15 protein-coding genes and 2 riboswitches are annotated in these 15,348 nt (G+C 70.6%); of the genes, 7 read left to right on the top strand and 8 right to left on the bottom strand.

Translation table 11 applies throughout. The annotated features are described in order from the left end of the window. The first annotated feature begins 1 nt into the window (after position 1). Positions 2 to 1,480 (top strand): glycosyltransferase family 39 protein, encoded by a 1,479-nt coding sequence (locus EZJ19_RS06970; protein WP_165873502.1) that lies wholly within the window; start codon positions 2 to 4, stop codon positions 1,478 to 1,480. 7 nt (positions 1,481 to 1,487) lie between these two features. Here EZJ19_RS06970 and EZJ19_RS06965 read toward each other — a convergent pair whose 3' ends face one another. Next, a complete protein-coding gene (locus EZJ19_RS06965; RefSeq protein WP_206199353.1) occupies positions 1,488 to 2,777 on the bottom strand; it encodes a pectate lyase family protein in 1,290 nt (429 codons plus the stop codon). Between the two features lie 173 nt (positions 2,778 to 2,950). Here EZJ19_RS06965 and EZJ19_RS06960 point away from each other — a divergent pair, with 173 nt between their 5' ends. From EZJ19_RS06960 to EZJ19_RS06945, 4 genes are read left to right on the top strand one after another with little or no spacing between them, the layout of a single operon-like run. Then, a complete protein-coding gene (locus tag EZJ19_RS06960) occupies positions 2,951 to 3,259 on the top strand; it encodes a hypothetical protein (RefSeq protein WP_131445999.1) in 309 nt (102 codons plus the stop codon). Further along, positions 3,252 to 3,473 (top strand): PP0621 family protein, encoded by a 222-nt coding sequence (locus tag EZJ19_RS06955; protein WP_131445997.1) that lies wholly within the window; start codon positions 3,252 to 3,254, stop codon positions 3,471 to 3,473. Before EZJ19_RS06960 ends, EZJ19_RS06955 begins: the two co-directional genes overlap by 8 nt. A 10-nt stretch (positions 3,474 to 3,483) precedes the next feature. Next, positions 3,484 to 5,052 carry a two-component system sensor histidine kinase NtrB gene (locus EZJ19_RS06950; RefSeq protein ID WP_131445995.1) on the top strand — a complete coding sequence of 523 codons (1,569 nt, stop codon included), beginning with the start codon at positions 3,484 to 3,486 and terminating at the stop codon, positions 5,050 to 5,052. After that, positions 5,049 to 6,377 (top strand): sigma-54-dependent transcriptional regulator, encoded by a 1,329-nt coding sequence (locus EZJ19_RS06945; protein ID WP_131445993.1) that lies wholly within the window; start codon positions 5,049 to 5,051, stop codon positions 6,375 to 6,377. The genes EZJ19_RS06950 and EZJ19_RS06945 overlap by 4 nt, the downstream gene beginning before the upstream one ends. Here EZJ19_RS06945 and glk read toward each other — a convergent pair whose 3' ends face one another. From glk to EZJ19_RS06910, 7 genes are all read right to left on the bottom strand, one after another. Continuing rightward, complete coding sequence (gene glk, locus EZJ19_RS06940) at positions 6,378 to 7,316, bottom strand: glucokinase (protein ID WP_131445991.1); 939 nt, start codon at positions 7,314 to 7,316, stop codon at positions 6,378 to 6,380. It abuts the gene before it with no gap. Beyond that, on the bottom strand, positions 7,313 to 8,392 hold the full coding sequence (locus EZJ19_RS06935; RefSeq protein ID WP_131445990.1) for a diguanylate cyclase domain-containing protein: 1,080 nt from the start codon (positions 8,390 to 8,392) through the stop codon (positions 7,313 to 7,315). Before EZJ19_RS06935 ends, glk begins: the two co-directional genes overlap by 4 nt. Before the next feature lie 51 nt (positions 8,393 to 8,443). Further along, positions 8,444 to 9,148, bottom strand: a complete 705-nt coding sequence (locus EZJ19_RS06930; RefSeq protein WP_131445989.1) for a type 1 glutamine amidotransferase — start codon at positions 9,146 to 9,148, stop codon at positions 8,444 to 8,446. 19 nt (positions 9,149 to 9,167) lie between these two features. After that, positions 9,168 to 9,950 (bottom strand): GTP cyclohydrolase FolE2, encoded by a 783-nt coding sequence (gene folE2 / locus EZJ19_RS06925; RefSeq protein ID WP_131446173.1) that lies wholly within the window; start codon positions 9,948 to 9,950, stop codon positions 9,168 to 9,170. A 120-nt stretch (positions 9,951 to 10,070) separates the two neighbouring features. Next, positions 10,071 to 11,918 (bottom strand): 1-deoxy-D-xylulose-5-phosphate synthase, encoded by a 1,848-nt coding sequence (dxs, locus tag EZJ19_RS06920; protein WP_131445987.1) that lies wholly within the window; start codon positions 11,916 to 11,918, stop codon positions 10,071 to 10,073. Then, on the bottom strand, positions 11,915 to 12,787 hold the full coding sequence (locus tag EZJ19_RS06915) for a polyprenyl synthetase family protein (protein WP_131445985.1): 873 nt from the start codon (positions 12,785 to 12,787) through the stop codon (positions 11,915 to 11,917). The genes dxs and EZJ19_RS06915 overlap by 4 nt, the downstream gene beginning before the upstream one ends. Continuing rightward, complete coding sequence (locus EZJ19_RS06910; RefSeq protein WP_131445983.1) at positions 12,784 to 13,038, bottom strand: exodeoxyribonuclease VII small subunit; 255 nt, start codon at positions 13,036 to 13,038, stop codon at positions 12,784 to 12,786. Before EZJ19_RS06910 ends, EZJ19_RS06915 begins: the two co-directional genes overlap by 4 nt. A gap of 89 nt (positions 13,039 to 13,127) precedes the next feature. After that, a riboswitch (glycine riboswitch) is annotated at positions 13,128 to 13,216 on the top strand. 49 nt (positions 13,217 to 13,265) lie between these two features. After that, a riboswitch (glycine riboswitch) is annotated at positions 13,266 to 13,348 on the top strand. 35 nt (positions 13,349 to 13,383) lie between these two features. Between EZJ19_RS06910 and lipA the strand changes: the two genes are divergently transcribed. Continuing rightward, positions 13,384 to 14,286 (top strand): lipoyl synthase, encoded by a 903-nt coding sequence (gene lipA / locus EZJ19_RS06905; protein WP_240754690.1) that lies wholly within the window; start codon positions 13,384 to 13,386, stop codon positions 14,284 to 14,286. Beyond that, positions 14,264 to 15,343, top strand: coding sequence for a glycine cleavage system aminomethyltransferase GcvT (gene gcvT, locus EZJ19_RS06900; protein WP_131445979.1), 1,080 nt, complete (start codon positions 14,264 to 14,266; stop codon positions 15,341 to 15,343). Before lipA ends, gcvT begins: the two co-directional genes overlap by 23 nt. The last annotated feature ends 5 nt before the right edge of the window (positions 15,344 to 15,348 follow it).

Raw genomic sequence — 15,348 nt, 5'->3', positions numbered from 1 at the left:
CATGACGACAGGCGTGGAACGGGGCGGTGCGGCGCCCGAGCGGTATGCCGGTCTGGCCGGCTGGCTGTTGCCGCTGCTCTATTTCATCGTCCTGGCCCTGCGCCTGCACGGCCACGAACCGTTCGAGCTCGACGGCGACGAGGGCTTGAACCTGATCAAGGCCATGTTGGTCGGCCAGGGATACGGGTTGTACGCGGAGATATGGAGCGACCAGCCGCCCGTCTTCACGCTCCTGCTCAGCACCGTGTTCGACTGTTTCGGCCCATCGGTATACGTGGGCCGCCTGACCGTGCTGGCCTTTGCCGCCCTGCTGCTCTGGGCCGCCTGGCGCTTCCTGGCGGCGCTGGCCGGCCGGGCTTGCGGCCACCTGGGCGTCGCGCTGATCTGCGTGCTGCCCTATTTCACCCGCCTGAGCGTTTCGATCATGATCGGCCTGCCGGCCCTGGCCCTCGCCATGCTGGCGCTGGCCGCCCTGGTCGGCTGGCACCGGCGCCGGTCGCGGACGGCCCTGGCCCTGTCCGCCGGCCTGCTCGCGCTGTCGGTCGGCACCAAGGCCTTCACCGTCGTCCTGGTGCCGGTGATCGTGTTCGTCCTGATCCTGGCCGAGCGGCCAGGGTCCGCGGGGTTCGGCGCGCGGCTGCGCCCGGCCCTGGTCTGGCTGGCCTTGTTCGGTCTGGTCGGTGCGGTCATTTTTGCCGCGAGCGTGACCGGCGAAGGCTACGGACAGTTGAGCGCGGGCCACGTCCAGGCCCGCACCCTGGCCGCCTTCCGGGATTTCTCGTTCCTGGCCGAGGTCGGCCGCTACCGCATCGTCCCGGTGTTGTTCGCATTGGCCGTGCTCGGGACCGTGCTGGGGTGGCGGCGCGGCGATCAGCTGGTCCTGTATCCGGCCGGCTGGCTGGCCTGCGCACTGATCGCACTGTCGGGGCACGCGCCGGTCTGGGACCACCTGACCCTGCTGGCCACCCTGCCGGCCGCCCTGCTGGCCGCCTATGCCGTGACCCTGGCCGCCCGGGCCGGCCACGCCGGTCTGGTCGCCAAGGGCGTGCCGCGCGGGATGGCCGGTGCCGCCGTCGCCGTCACCCTGCTGCTGGTCGGCACGCTGGCGTACTCGTCGGCCCGGCTGCAGAAGTCCTACCCGTTCCGGACCCGGGACACTGCCGTGACGGCCGCCCAGGCCGCCCTGGTGGCACAGCTCTCCGGCTACGCCGGACGGGTGCGCTGGCTCTACACCGACCGGCCCATGTACGCCTTCCGCGCCGGCTTGGCGGTGCCGCCGCCACTCGCCGTGGTGTCCTGGAAACGTCTGCAGACCGGTGGCCTGACCGGCACGGAGGTGGCACGCGCGCTGGCGGTCTGGCGCCCGGAACTGATCCTCCTGGAACGCTTCGCCTGGCCCGACCTGGATGCCTACCTGGTCGGGCACTACCGGCGCCTGCCGGGCCCGGCGCGGCTGTACCGGCGCGCCGACCTGGAATAGGGCGCGCTCAGCGCCAGCCCGACGGGACGAACGAGGCCAGCCAAGGCCCCAGGTCGCCCTCCGGGACCGTGAGCGGACGCCGGCTCGGGCCGGCGGCCGGATAGCCGCCGACCTGGTCCTGGCTGTCGATGATGCGGCCGCCGGCGGCGCGCACGGACTCGACGATACGGCGGTCGACGGCGTCGCGTTGCCATGGCCGGGCACCGGCGTTGCGCAGTACCGACTCGGTCACCTGGCCGGCGGGCAGCACGGTCAGGCCGCGCGCCCAGACCGGCTTGCCGGCCAGCGGGGCCGGTTCCAGCCGGGCCGGCTCGTGGGGTTTGCCGTCGCGCCGGTCGACCCGGTTGTCGTCCAGGTAGGCCAGGCCGCGGCCGGCGACCAGGGGCAGGCCTGGGCGCGTGTCCGGACCGCGGCGCAACACGTTGCCGACGATGCTGAGCCGCGCCGGGGGGCGCGCGCCGGCCGGCCCTTCGGAGGCGTTCGTGGGCGGGCCGAGGACGATGGCCGCGTGGCCCGGGTCGTAGATCAGGTTGTTGGCCACCACGCCGGAGGTGCCGGCCTTGAAGCGCGGGTTGCGGGTGTCGTTGTGGGCATACAGGTTGCCGACCAGGACCACCTCGCGGCAGTTGTCGTGTACCAGCGAACCCATGGAATGGGGTCCTTTGCTGTGGGAGGCCCGCCTGAGCCCCTCGGCGACGATGTTGTTGCTGTAGGTGATCGCGTGCGAGGTGGCCTCCGGCGCGGCGTCGACGGGGCCGGACACGCTCAGGTTCTCGTCCACCGCCCAGGTGACCGAGCAGTGGTCGACCACGACGTTGTAGGCCCCGGCGCCGTCGGTGCTGATGCCGTCCGGTTGCCAGCCGCTGCCCGGGGCTTGGCCGGCGTCGCCGGGGCGGACCCGCAGGTGGCTGAGGCGGACGTCGTGGCCGGTGATCCGGATGCCGCCGCGGATCAGCGTGATGCCGGGCTCCGGCGCGGTCTCGCCGGCCACGGTGACTTCGGGTTCGCGAATCTCCAGGTCGTGGCGCCCCAAGTCGATGATGCCGCCGACCTCGAACACCACCACGCGCGGGCCGCTCGTCGCCAGCGCGGCGCGCAGCGAGCCGGGCCCGTCGCCGTCGAGCCGGCTGACCTTGAGCACGCGGCCGGCCAGGCCGCCCCGGGTGGCCGGCAGGGTGAATTCCTCCGGCACGGGCGCCGGATCGGACGGCCGCCCGCACGCCGCCAACAGCAGGCAGGCGATGGTCAGGCTCGACCGGGCGCGATGACGCCGGGTCCGGGCAGGTCGGGTCGGCAAGTGGGTTTCCTCCGCGGGTTCCGGGCGGCCGAGGGCGGTCGGACGCCGTTCGCTTCCGCCGGCTAGGTTATGCCAAGCGGCGGGCCAGGGGAACCGCGGCGTGCCGGCCCTGCATTTCGGCCGGCTATCGCGCATAATGCGCCCTTGTATCTGCAATCCGAAGATTCGCCGCCATGAAACGCCCCAAGACAGTGGATGAGTACGTCGACCTGGTGCACCAGGCCGTGTACGAGATCGACGAATTCCGTACCGGCCTCGAGTACGAGCCGGAGAACGCCGAGATGTACGGCCCCTTCATCGAGCACCTCGACGCCTTGGTGCGCCAGATCTACAACGACATGGTCGGCGGCAGCTATGCCTGGGGGTTCGGCGAGGACCTGCCGTTCATGCCCCTGGTGGTCAAGTACGGCCGCTTCATTCCCTTCCAGCGCCTGCTCATGACCATCAACGAAACGCACAAGAACGGGCTCGACGTTGACTAAGCTGCTCTTTCTCGTCGTCGTGGTCGGGGCCGTCGTGCTCTGGCTCAAGCACATGGGCCGGCCCCGCCAGGACCTGGAGGGCGGCCAGCGGTCCCAGGTCGAGGACATGGTGCGTTGCCGGGTGTGCGGCGTGAACCTGCCGCGCTCCGAGGCGATCCTGAGCCAGGGCCGCTTCTACTGCTGCGAAGAACACCGCCGCCGCGACCTCGGTTGAGCGCACGGGCATGACCGGCGCCGACTTCTATCCCGACAGTTTCTGGCGCTCGCTCAAGCAGCTCAATGCCTTCCGTTTGTTCATCGCGGTGTTCTTCACCGCTTCGGCGCTGTTCTCGTCGCGTCTGCACGTCATCGAGCCGGGACCGCTGCCCCTGCTGGTGGTGCTCGGCGTCGGCTATCTCGCGGCCGCCCTGATCTTCCATTTCCTGCTCCGCATCCGCCTGCTCGACTTCGGCCGCCAGCTGCAATTGCAGCTCGCCATCGACATCCTGCTGATCACCGCCTTCATGCACTTCGGCGGCGGCAACGAGACCGGTCTCGGCCTGGTTCTCACGGTCCCCATGGCGGCCGCCGGCCTGCACCCCAACACGCGCATGATGCTGGCCCTGCCGGCCCTGGCCAGCCTGGCCATGCTGGTGGAGCAGGGCCTGACCGGCGGGGCCCTGAACGACGCCACCGGCGGCTACCTGCGCGCCGCGCTGCTCTCGGTCGGCTTCGTCACCGTGGCGGGCATCTCCCATATCCTCGCCAAGGGCGCCCTCGGGGCCGCCCGCACGGCGAGCGAAAAGACCCGCGAGGTGGCCGAGCTGGCCCGGATCAACGCCAAGGTGATCCAGGATCTGCCCAACGGCATCCTGGTCCTGTCCGGCGACGGCCTGGTGATGCAACACAACCAGCAGGCCGAGCGCCTGCTCGGCTGCCCGATGGCGGGGCGCGCCGAACTGGCCGCCTGCCATGCCGACCTGGCCGGCGCCTGGCAGGCCTGGCTGTCCGGACAGGGCAACGGTTCCGCGGTGCTGGCGGCCAACGACGCCGGCGTCCGGCTGCGCTACCGCCTGCTCGAACTCGGCCCCGACCGGCGTGCCGGCGCCGTGGTCATCGTCGAGGACATGAGCGAACTCGAGCAGGAGGCGACCCAGATGAAGCTGGCCGCGCTCGGCCGCCTGACCGCGAACCTGGCCCACGAGATACGCAACCCGCTCTCGGCCATCAACCATGCCGCCCAGCTGCTCGGCGAGGACGTCGGCGCCGACCCCGGCGCGGCCCGCCTGACCCGGATCATCGAGGACAACGTCAGCCGCCTCAATTACCTGGTCGAGGATGTCCTGTCCCTGTCCCGGCGCGACCGCCAGAACCGCGAGGCGATCCGGCTGGCCGAGTTCCTGCCCGACTTCGTCCACCAGTACCAGCAGTCCGAGGGCGTCGCCCCCGGCGTGATCCGGCTCGACCCGGGCGCCGACCTGGCGGTCTGGTTCGACCGCCTGCACCTGCACCAGATACTCTGGAACCTGTGCCGCAACGCCTGCCGGCATTGTTCCGGCCAGCCCGGCAGCGTCGTCTTCAGCTACGCCGCGAGCGGCGACAGCGTGGCGATCGAGATCGCCAACGACGGCGCCAGCATCCCCGAGGCGATGCGTCTGCGCCTGTTCGAGCCGTTCTTCTCGACCGATAAATCCGGCACCGGTCTCGGCCTGTACATCGCCCTGGAGCTGGCCGAGGCCAACGACGGCCAGTTGCGCTGCCTGGGCCAGGGCCAGGGTGCGCGTTTCCGCCTGACCGCTAAAATGGCGAGATGACGCAGATTCCCACCGTCCTGATCGTCGACGACGAACCCGACCTGCTCGATCTCGCCGACCTCACCCTGGCCCGCATGGGCCTGAACGTCGAGCGCGCCGCCGACGTGACCAGCGCCCTCGCGCACCTGAACGCCCGGCAATACGACCTTTGCCTGACCGACATGCGCCTGCCGGACGGCGACGGCCTGGAGATCGTCCGCCACATCGGTGCCCATGCGCCGTTCACCCCGGTCGCCGTGCTGACCGCCTTCGGTTCGGCCGAGAATGCCGTGGCGGCGCTCAAGGCGGGCGCCTTCGACTACCTGTCCAAGCCGGTTTCCCTGGAGCAGCTGCGCAGCCTGGTGCGCACCGCGCTCCGGGTGCCCCACCACGAGACGGGCGGGCCCCGCAAGGCACGCCTGATCGGCGATTCGCCGCCCATGCGCCAGATCCGGGCCAAGGCCGAGAAGCTGGCGCGCAGCCAGGCGCCGGTATTCATCACCGGCGAATCGGGCACCGGCAAGGAGGTCGCGGCGCGCCTGATCCACGAGCTCGGTCCCCGGGCCGGCAAGCCATTCCTGGCGGTGAACTGCGGCGCCATCCCGGAGAACCTCATGGAGAGTGAATTCTTCGGCTACCGCAAGGGGGCCTTCACCGGCGCGGAGAGCGACCGGGACGGCTTTTTCCAGGCCGCCAACGGCGGCACCCTGTTCCTCGACGAGGTGCTCGACCTGCCCATGAGCATGCAGGTCAAGCTGCTGCGCGCCTTCCAGGAACGCAGCGTGCGCCGGGTCGGCGGCACGGCCGAGGAGCCGGTCGACGTGCGCGTCATCAGCGCCTCGCACCAGGACATGGCCGACGCCGTCGACGCCGGCCGCTTCCGCCACGACCTCTACTACCGCCTCAACGTCATCGACCTGCGCATGCCGGCCCTGCGCGAACGGCGCGAGGACATCGAGCCGCTGGTCGAATTCATCATCGAGCGGGTCGGCGGCGGCCCGGCCCGGCTCGCCCCGGCGGCCCTGGCGGCGCTCGGCCAGTACAGCTTCCCGGGCAACGTGCGGGAACTGGAGAACATCCTGGAACGTGCCCTCGCGCTCGGCGACGGCGCGGTCATCGAGGTGGCCGACCTCGACCTGGCGCCGGAACGCTTCGGCGGCGATACCGCCGGGGCCAGCGCCGGCGAAGGCCTGGCCCTGCAGGACTACCTGGACCAGGTCGAGCGCGACAAGATCAGCCAGGCCCTGGAGCAGACCCGCGGCAACAAGACCGCGGCGGCGCGCCTGCTCGGGGTCACCTTCCGCAGCCTGCGTTACCGCATCGAGCGGCTCGGCATCGAGCCGTGATCAGCGCGCCGCCAGGGCGGCGCCCTTGAGGCCGACGTCGGGGTCGGTGACGACGTGTACCGGCAGGCCGGCCGTCCAGTCCGAGAAACGCCCCTTGTCGCGCAGGCCGGCCAGGAATTCGCCGTCCTGGAGCAGGGGCAGGATGCGCGGCGGGATGCCGCCGGCGATGTAGACGCCGGCGCGGGCGCCGGCGACCAGGGCGAGATCGCCGGCCGTCTGGCCGAGGATGCGGCAGAACAGGCGCATGGCCCAGGCGGCGATCGGGTCGCTGCCGGCCAGGGCGGCGTCGGTCACCTCGGCCGGCGTGCGTGCGCGCTTGACCGGGCGCCCGGACCCGGCCCGGCAGAAGGCGAACAGGTCGGCGATGCCCGACCCGGACAGGATGCGCTCGACCGAGACGCGGCCGTACAGCGCCTGCATGTGGCGCAGCAACGAGGTCTGCTCGGCGTTGGTCGGCGCGAAGCCGATGTGGCCGCCTTCGCCCGGCAGGGCGCGGTAGCCGGCGCCGGCGCCGATGCCGAGGGCCACGCCCAGGCCGGTGCCGGGGCCCAGTGCCAGGCGCGGCGCGCCGGCGTCCGCCCGGCCGTCCTGCAGACTGGCCAGGCCGTCCGGGGTCAATGCGGCCAGGCCCCAGGCCACCGCCTCGAAGTCGTTCACCAGCCGGCACGGCAGGCCGAATTCGCCGGCCAGGGCATCGGCATCGATGCGCCAGTCCAGGTTGGTCAGGGCGACCGTGCGGCCGTCGGTCGGGCCGGCCACGGCCAGGCAGGCGCGCTCGGGGCGCGGGCGGTCGGCCAGGTAGCGCGCCAGCAGATCGCCGAGGGAAGTGGCCTCGGCGTTGGCATAGGCCGTGCGGTCGTGCAGCGTGACCCCGTCCGGGCTTACGTCGGCGAGGGCCAGCCGGGTGTTGCTGCCCCCGATGTCGGCGACCAGGATCATGGCTCGGTACCGGTGCGTGCCGTCGCCAGCAGTTCGTCCAGGCCGCCCGCGAACGGGGGTACGTCGACCTCCCCGAGGGTCGCCCGGATGTCATGGCGGCGGCCCGCCCATTCGAAGTGGAAACCGTCCAGGCTGGCGCGCAGCTTGCCGGCGATGCGCCGGCTCGCCTCGGCCGGACAGGCCGCCAGGAGTACCGCGAAGGCTTCGTCGGCCATGCGCGCGACCAGGTCGGTATCGCGCACCTTGGCATGCAGCAGGCCGCTCAGATGGCGTACCAGACTGTCGCCGGCCTCGCCGCCGGCGCTGTCGTAGACCGCGCGCAGGCCGCTCACCTGGACCAGGATGTAGGTCATCGGCAGGTCGCTGGCACGCCGGTTCAGCAGGGCCAGGTTGAGGCGGTTCTCCATGAATATCCGGCCCGGCAGGTTGGAGACCGGGTCGCGGTTCCATAGGTCGGGCTGGCGCCGGCGCCATTCGCTTTCCTCGGTGACGTCGCGCAGTTGCAGGAGGAAGTCCGTGATCGCCCCGGCGTCGTCATGGAGCGGCTGGCAGTAGCCCTCCACCTCCAGTTCCAGGCCATGGCTGCCGAGCAGACGGGTGCCGGCGGGGATGCGGGCGGGGCCCTCGCGCCGGGCCCGGGCGAGCAGGGTATCGAGGAGCGGCGCCCGGCTGTCGTGGTCGAGCAACTGCCAGCCCGGCGCGCCGCCGTCCTGCGGGCCGGCGCCGCACATCTGGCTGCCGGCCGGGTTCAGGTAGCGCGGCCGGCCGGCCGGGTCGAGCAGGATCACGGCGTCGGGCAGGGCGTTCAGGGTGGCTTCGGCCGGGGACGGCGGCTGGCGACGCCGGCTGGTCAGCCCGATGGCGAGGGCGATGGCGAGGCCGGCCAGCAGCCAGGCCGGCCAGGTGGCGGGGCAGTCGCCGGGGGCGGCGAGGGCGGCCGGCGCGGCGCCCAGGAGGGCCGCCAGCAGGCTGCCGGAAAGGATGGCTCGGGGCCGGGATCGCGTGTAGCCGTGCATGGTGCGGGCGGGTTCCGTGTCGACGTGTCGGGCCGGCGTCTGGCGTCCGGCCGCCGCCATTTTAGTATGAAGCGCGGGCCGGTGGCCCGGATTCGTGCCGGCGCCGCCGGCTCAGGGGCGCAGGCCGGCCAGCCAGTGGCCGTACAGGCGCTCGGCGACCGCGGCCATGGCCGGCAACTTGGCGGGCGCCTGGGCCAGGATGGCCGCGACCGTCTGCACGCCCGGGCTTTGCGCGGCGGCGATCTCGTCGGCGCCGACCTGGCACCATTCCTCGATCATCTCCGCGGTCAGTTCGACGTGGCACTGGAGCGCCAGGTGTTTGCCGAGGACGAAGGCCTGCTGGCCGCAATAGGGCGTCTCGAGGACGCGGACGGCGGCGTCCGGGATGGAGAAGGTCTCGCCGTGCCAGTGGAAGGCCGGGAAGCTGCGCAGGTCGCCGAACCAGGCCGCCGCCTCGGGCGCGCCGGTCACCTGGGCCTCGCCCCAGCCGATCTCCTTGATCGGGTTGCCGGTGACGGCACCGCCCAGGGCCTTGGCGATCAACTGGCCGCCCAGGCAGTGGCCGAGCACCGGGACGTCGGCGGCGACGGCGGCCCGGATCAGGGCCAGGGAGCGGGCGATCCAGGGCAGGTCGTCGTTGACGCTCATCGGCCCGCCCATGAACACCAGGCCGGCGAACCCGGCCGGCGATTCCGGTATCGGGTCGCCGCGGTCGACCGCGATCAACTGCCGGGCGACGCCGTGACGGTCGAGGAACTCGCCCAGGCGGCCGGGGCCTTCGTGGGCGACGTGGCGGAATATGGCGACCGGTTTCATGGGTAGTCCGGCTTCGGGCTTACGCCTTGGCCTGCTTGTCGCGCTCGATCAGGGCGTAGGCGGAGTGGTTGTGGATCGACTCGAAGTTCTCCGCCTCGACCACGTAGGCGTCGATGCGCTCGTCGCTGTTGAGGGCCGCCGCGACGTCGCGCACCAGATCCTCGACGAACTTGGGATTGTCGTAGGCGCGCTCGGTGACGAACTTTTCGTCCGGCCGCTTGAGCAGGCCGTACAGCTCGCAGGAGGCGTTGTCCTCGGCGAAGCGGACCAGATCCTCGATCCAGACGAAACTGTTGGTGCGCACGGTCAGGGTGACGTGGGAGCGCTGGTTGTGGGCGCCGTAGTCGGATATCTTCTTCGAGCAGGGGCACAGGCTGGTCACCGGCACCACGGCGCGGATGGTCTGGATGTATTCGCCGTTCCGGATCTCGCCGATGAAGGTGATGTCGTAGTCGATCATGCTCTCGACGCCGGACACCGGGGCCTTCTTGCTGATGAAGTAGGGGAAGTTCATCTCCACGTGGCCGGATTCGGCCTCCAGACGCTCGACCATCTGGCGCATCATGGCCTCGAACGACTCGACCGAGAACTCGCGCTCATAGCTGTTGAGGATCTCGACGAAGCGCGACATGTGGGTGCCCTTGAAATGGTGGGGCAGGTAGACGTACATGTTGAAGGTCGCGATGGTGTGCTGGACGCCGCCGTTCTGGTCGGCGACCCGGATCGGGTGCCGGATGGCCTTGATGCCGACCTTGTCGATGGCGATCCGGCGTGCGTCGTGATAGTTCTGCACGTCCGGCATGGCGTCGCTGGGACAAGGGGTGTTGGTCTCGCAGACGCTGTCGCAGTTGCCGTTACTCATTACCTGTATTCCTGTTCGATGGACGGCCGAAGTATAAGCCACCCACAATAGTTGAGTACACTACTCGGAAATGAATCTGCGGACCGAGCGTTCGATGCCGTCCGCGTCCAGGCCGCAGCGGGCCAGCAGGACGGCCGGGTCGCCGTGCTCGACGAAACGGTCCGGCAGGCCCAGGTGCAGGATCGGCCGGGCCAGGCCCAGGTCGGCCAGGGCTTCCGCCACGGCCGAGCCGGCACCGCCCATGACGGTGTTTTCCTCGAGCGTGACCAGATGGTCGTGCGATTCGGCGAGTTGCCGGATCAGTTCGCGGTCGATCGGCTTGACGAAGCGCATGTCCGCCAGGCTGGCATCGAGCCGCTCGGCGACGGCGAGGGCCGGACGTACCAGGCTGCCGAAGGCCAGGATGGCGACCTTGCCGCCCTGGCGGCGCAGGACGCCGCGGCCGACCGGCACGGGTTCGAGGTCTTCCGGCAGGGGCGCCCCGGGGCCGACGCCGCGCGGGTAGCGCACCGCACTCGGGCCCGGGTGCCGGTAGGCCGTGGACAGCAGCATGCGGCATTCGGCCTCGTCGGACGGTGCGGCGACCAGCATGTTGGGCACGCAGCGCAGGAAGCTGAGGTCGTAGGCGCCGGCGTGGGTGGGGCCGTCGGCGCCGACCAGGCCGCCGCGGTCGATCGCCAGCGTGACCGGCAGGTTCTGCAGGGCGACGTCGTGGATGAGCTGGTCGTAGGCGCGCTGCAGGAAGGTCGAATAGATCGCCACCACCGGCTTCATGCCGGCACAGGCCAGGCCGGCCGCGAAAGTGAGGGCGTGCTGCTCGGCGATGCCGACGTCGAAGTAGCGCTCCGGGAACAGGGCTGCGAAATCGGTCAGGCCGGAGCCCTCGCCCATGGCCGGGGTGATGCCGACCAGGGCGTCGTCGGCCGCGGCCATGTCGCTCAGCCACTGGCCGAACACCTCGGTGTAGGTCGGCTTGCCGCCCGCCTTGGCGGACAGCCCGGCGGCCGGGTCGAACTTGCCGACGCCATGGTAGCCGCAGGGGTTCTCCTCGGCCGGGGCGTAGCCCTTGCCCTTCTGGGTGACGATGTGCAGGAACTGCGGCCCGGACAGCTTCTTGATGTTGGTCAGGGTGGCGATCAGGGCGTCGACGTCGTGGCCGTCGATCGGGCCCAGGTAGTTGAAGCCGAACTCCTCGAACAGGGTGCCCGGGGTCATCATGCCCTTGACGTGTTCCTCGGCCTTCTTGGCCAGTTCCAGGATGGGCGGGAAGGGCGCCAGGACCTTTTCGCTGCCCCGCCGCACGGCATTGTAGAAGCGGCCCGAGAGCAGCTTGGTCAGGTAGGCGTTGAGGGCACCGACGTTGGGCGAGATGGACATCTCGTTGTCGTTCAGGATGACCAGCAGGTTGGCGTCCATGGCGCCGGCGTTGTTGAGCGCCTCGAAGGCCATGCCGGCGGTCATGGCGCCGTCGCCGATCACCGCCACGGTGCGGTAGTCCTCGCCCTTCAGCTTGGCCGCCGTGGCCATGCCCAGGGCGGCCGAGATCGAGGTGCTGGAATGGCCGGCGACGAAGGCGTCGTATTCGCTCTCCTCGCGCTTCGGGAAGCCGGACAGGCCGTCGGTCTGGCGCAGGGTGGCCATGCGCTCGCGCCGGCCGGTGAGGATCTTGTGGGCATAGGTCTGGTGGCCGACGTCCCAGACGATCTTGTCGGTCGGGGCGTCGAACACCGCGTGCAGGGCCACGGTCAGTTCGCACACGCCCAGGTTGGAAGCCAGGTGGCCGCCGGTCTTGGCCACCGTCGCGATGATGAATTCGCGCAGCTCGCCGGCCAGTTGCTTGAGTTCGGCGCGGGAAAGCGACTTCAGGTCGGCCGGGTCGCCGACGCGGTCAAGGACGGAGTCGTTCAATACTGCCTCTCGACGATGAAACGGGCGATCTCGGCCAGGCGCTGGCCGCGTTCGCCGAACGGCGCGATGGCGGCCAGGGCGTCGTCGATCAGCTCGCGGGCGTAGCCGCGCGCCTCCCGGATGTCCATCAGGGTCAGGTAGGTGGCCTTGCCCTGGGCGGCGTCCTTGCCGGCGGTCTTGCCGAGAGTGGCGGTATCGGCCTCGGCGTCGAGGACGTCGTCCATGACCTGGAAGGCCAGGCCGATGCACTTGGCGTAGTGCTCCAGAGCGGCGCGCCGGTCGTCCGCCAGTCGGCCGCTCGACAGGGCGCCGAGCAGGACGGCGGCGCGGATCAGGGCGCCGGTCTTGTGGATGTGCATGAACTCCAGTTCGGCCAGGTCGAGGTGCTTGCCGGTGCTGGCCAGGTCCACGGCCTGGCCGCCGCACATGCCGCGCGAGCCGGCGGCGCGGGCGAGCAGGGCGACCATCTCGGCGGTCGCGCCGGCCTCGGCCAGGATCTCGAAGGCGGCGCTCTGGAGGGCGTCGCCGACCAGGAGGGCGGTGGCCTCGTCGTACTGGACGTGGCAGGTCGGCTTGCCCCGGCGCAGGTCGTCGTCGTCCATGCAGGGCAGGTCGTCGTGGGTCAGGGAATAGACGTGGATCAGTTCCACGGCGCAGGCGGCCGCCTCGGTCAGGGCGCAGTCGGCAGCCACCGCCTCGGCGGCGGCCAGGGCCAGCATGGGCCGCACCCGCTTGCCGCCGCCCAGGCTGACGTAGCGCATGGCCTCGTGCAGGCGCTTCGGTTCCAGTTCGGGGGCGGGCAGGGCGCGGGCCAGGGCGGCCTCGATGCGGGCCTGGACGGCACGCGTCCAGAGTGCGAAATCGGTCATCCTTGTTCCGGGCCGCCAGGCGCCTCGGGGTCGAAGTCCTTGAGCTGGCCTTTCTCCAGTATCTGCACCTGTTGTTCCGCCTCGGCCAGGGTCTTCTGGCAGTAGCCGGTCAGTTCCATGCCACGCTTGTAGGCGGCCAGTGAGTCCTCCAGGGAAAGGTCGCCCGCCTCCATGGCCGCGACCAGCCCTTCCAACTCGGCGACGGCGGCTTCGAAGCTCTTGGGCGGGGTGGATTTGCTCGGCTTGCTCATGGCGGAAGGGCGGATTCAGGCGGGCAATGATAGCCCAGGCGGGACGGCTTGTCCGCATGGGGCGGCCTCGGTATAGTGGCATCCGCCCATCAGTCTCCGTGGGAGAGAAGGTCGCGAGACCTCGCCGAAGGCGCAACCCACCCGTCAATCGCTCAGGCAAAAGGGCCACGGAAGACCAGGTTTCGGTGCCGGCCGACGAGGCGGATTCGTCGCGGCGGGGCCGGATTCGGGGCGACTCTGGAGAGCGCCGCCGGTTGCCGGTGGCCACCGATGGGGCAAAACTCTCAGGTAACCGGACAGAGGGGTGGCGAAGCTAAGCTCTGCACCGCAACCATGGAGGCCAGATTGCAGCCGCAAGCCAACCTGACCCGCATGCCGGCCTGGATCCGCCAGAACCTCGGCCGCGGCCACCGTTTCCCGGATACGGCGCGCGCCGTCCAGGGCCTCAATACCGTGTGCGACGAGGCGCGCTGTCCGAACAAGGGCGAGTGCTGGAGCCGCGGCACCGCCACCTTCATGCTCCTGGGCGATACCTGCACGCGCGCCTGCGGCTTCTGCGCCGTGAAGACCGGCCGGCCGACCTGGGCCGATGCCGACGAGCCGCGCCGGGTGGCCGAGGCGGCCCTGCACATGGGGCTGTCCTTCGTGGTGCTCACCTCGGTGAACCGCGACGACCTGGCCGACGGCGGCGCCGGCTGCTTCGCCGCGACACTGGCCCAACTGCGGCACGCCAAAGCCGACATGGGCGTCGAGTTCCTCACGCCCGATTTCCGCGCCTGCCAGGCCGCCGCCGCCGACCTGTTCGCCGCCACCCTGGCCGGGCTGCCGGAGCCCGCCCGCCGCGACCTGGTCTGGGGCCACAACGTGGAGACGGTGCCGCGCCTGTACAAGGAGGCACGCAAGGGGGCGCAGTACGAACGTTCCCTCGACCTCTTGCGGCTGGCCGCCGGCCTGCCCGGCGTCGCGGCCAAGTCCGCCCTCATGCTGGGCCTGGGCGAGACCCGCGCCGAGGTCCTGGCCGTGCTGGCCGACCTGCGCGCGGCCGGGGTGACCCGGCTGTCCCTGGGCCAGTACCTGCGCCCGTCGCTCGCCAACCTGCCGGTGGCGCGCTACGTGCACCCCGACGAGTTCGCCGCCTACGAGGCCGACGCCCGCACCATGGGCTATACCTGGGTGAAGGCCGGCCCCCTGGTGCGCAGTTCCTATTACGCCGAAGAGATCCAAGATGCTCAAACAGACGCCGCTTAACGCCAAGCACCGCGAGGCCAACGCCAAGCTGGTCGACTTTTCCGGTTGGGAGATGCCGATCCACTACGGCTCCCAGATCGAGGAACACCACGCCGTGCGCAGCGATGCCGGCGTGTTCGACGTTTCCCACATGCTGCCGGTGGACATCAAGGGCGAGGGCTCCCGGGCCTTCCTGAAGAAGCTGCTGGCCAACGACGTCGACAAGCTGCAGACCACCGGCAAGGCCCTGTATTCCTGCATGCTGCACGAGGGCGGCGGGGTGGTCGACGACCTCATCGTCTACTTCATGACCGAGACCTGGTTCCGCATGGTGGTCAACGCCGGCTGCGCCGAGAAGGACCTGGCCTGGATGGAGACCCAGCGCAACCAGTACGCCCCGGAAGTGCAGATATTGCCGTGCCGGGATCTGGCCATGATCGCCATCCAGGGTCCCAACGCGGCCCGGAAGTTCTGGGAATCGCTACCCGGCAGCGAGGGCCCCACCCACTTGATGAAGCCGTTCACCGCGATCGTGATAGGCACCATGTTCGTCGCCCGCACCGGCTACACCGGCGAGGACGGCTTCGAGATCATGATGCCTGGGCGCGCCGCGCCCTACATGTGGCAGGCCATGCTGGAGGCCGGCGTCAAGCCGGTCGGCCTGGGCGCCCGCGATACCCTGCGCCTGGAGGCCGGCATGAACCTGTTCGGCCAGGACATGGACGAAAAGGTTACGCCGCTGGAGTCCGGCCTGGCCTGGACCGTGGACCTGAAGTCCGAGCGCGACTTCATCGGCAAGGACGCCCTGCTGCGCCTGCCGGTCACCCGCAAGCTGGTCGGCCTGCTGCTCGAGGAGCGCGGCGTGCCGCGCAGCCACCAGACGGTACATACCGCGCAGGGCGCCGGCGAGGTGACCAGCGGCAGCTTCTCGCCGACCCTGAACGCCGGCATCGCCCTGGCCCGGGTGCCGCTCGGCGTCGAGGTCGGCGATACGGTCGAGATCGAGATACGCGACAAGAAATTGAAGGCACGGGTGGTCAAGTATCCCTTCGTGCGCAACGGCAAGGCATTGGTTTAATGGAG

It is taken from the genome of Parasulfuritortus cantonensis, from assembly GCF_004337445.1.
Classification (GTDB): domain Bacteria; phylum Pseudomonadota; class Gammaproteobacteria; order Burkholderiales; family Thiobacillaceae; genus Parasulfuritortus; species Parasulfuritortus cantonensis.
Note: the sequence above shows the minus strand (reverse complement) of the source record. Positions and strands in the feature narration are given on the sequence as shown.

What these genes read in the sequence shown, in the direction of transcription:
- EZJ19_RS06970 (WP_165873502.1), top strand. Translation starts at nt 2, where the DNA reads ATGACGACAGGCGTGGAACGGGGCGGTGCGGCGCCCGAGCGGTATGCC.
- EZJ19_RS06960 (WP_131445999.1), top strand. Translation starts at nt 2,951, where the DNA reads ATGAAACGCCCCAAGACAGTGGATGAGTACGTCGACCTGGTGCACCAG.
- EZJ19_RS06950 (WP_131445995.1), top strand. Translation starts at nt 3,484, where the DNA reads ATGACCGGCGCCGACTTCTATCCCGACAGTTTCTGGCGCTCGCTCAAG.
- EZJ19_RS06945 (WP_131445993.1), top strand. Translation starts at nt 5,049, where the DNA reads ATGACGCAGATTCCCACCGTCCTGATCGTCGACGACGAACCCGACCTG.
- glk (WP_131445991.1), bottom strand. Translation starts at nt 7,316, where the DNA reads ATGATCCTGGTCGCCGACATCGGGGGCAGCAACACCCGGCTGGCCCTC.
- EZJ19_RS06935 (WP_131445990.1), bottom strand. Translation starts at nt 8,392, where the DNA reads ATGGCGGCGGCCGGACGCCAGACGCCGGCCCGACACGTCGACACGGAA.
- EZJ19_RS06930 (WP_131445989.1), bottom strand. Translation starts at nt 9,148, where the DNA reads ATGAAACCGGTCGCCATATTCCGCCACGTCGCCCACGAAGGCCCCGGC.
- folE2 (WP_131446173.1), bottom strand. Translation starts at nt 9,950, where the DNA reads ATGCCGGACGTGCAGAACTATCACGACGCACGCCGGATCGCCATCGAC.
- EZJ19_RS06915 (WP_131445985.1), bottom strand. Translation starts at nt 12,787, where the DNA reads ATGACCGATTTCGCACTCTGGACGCGTGCCGTCCAGGCCCGCATCGAG.
- EZJ19_RS06910 (WP_131445983.1), bottom strand. Translation starts at nt 13,038, where the DNA reads ATGAGCAAGCCGAGCAAATCCACCCCGCCCAAGAGCTTCGAAGCCGCC.
- gcvT (WP_131445979.1), top strand. Translation starts at nt 14,264, where the DNA reads ATGCTCAAACAGACGCCGCTTAACGCCAAGCACCGCGAGGCCAACGCC.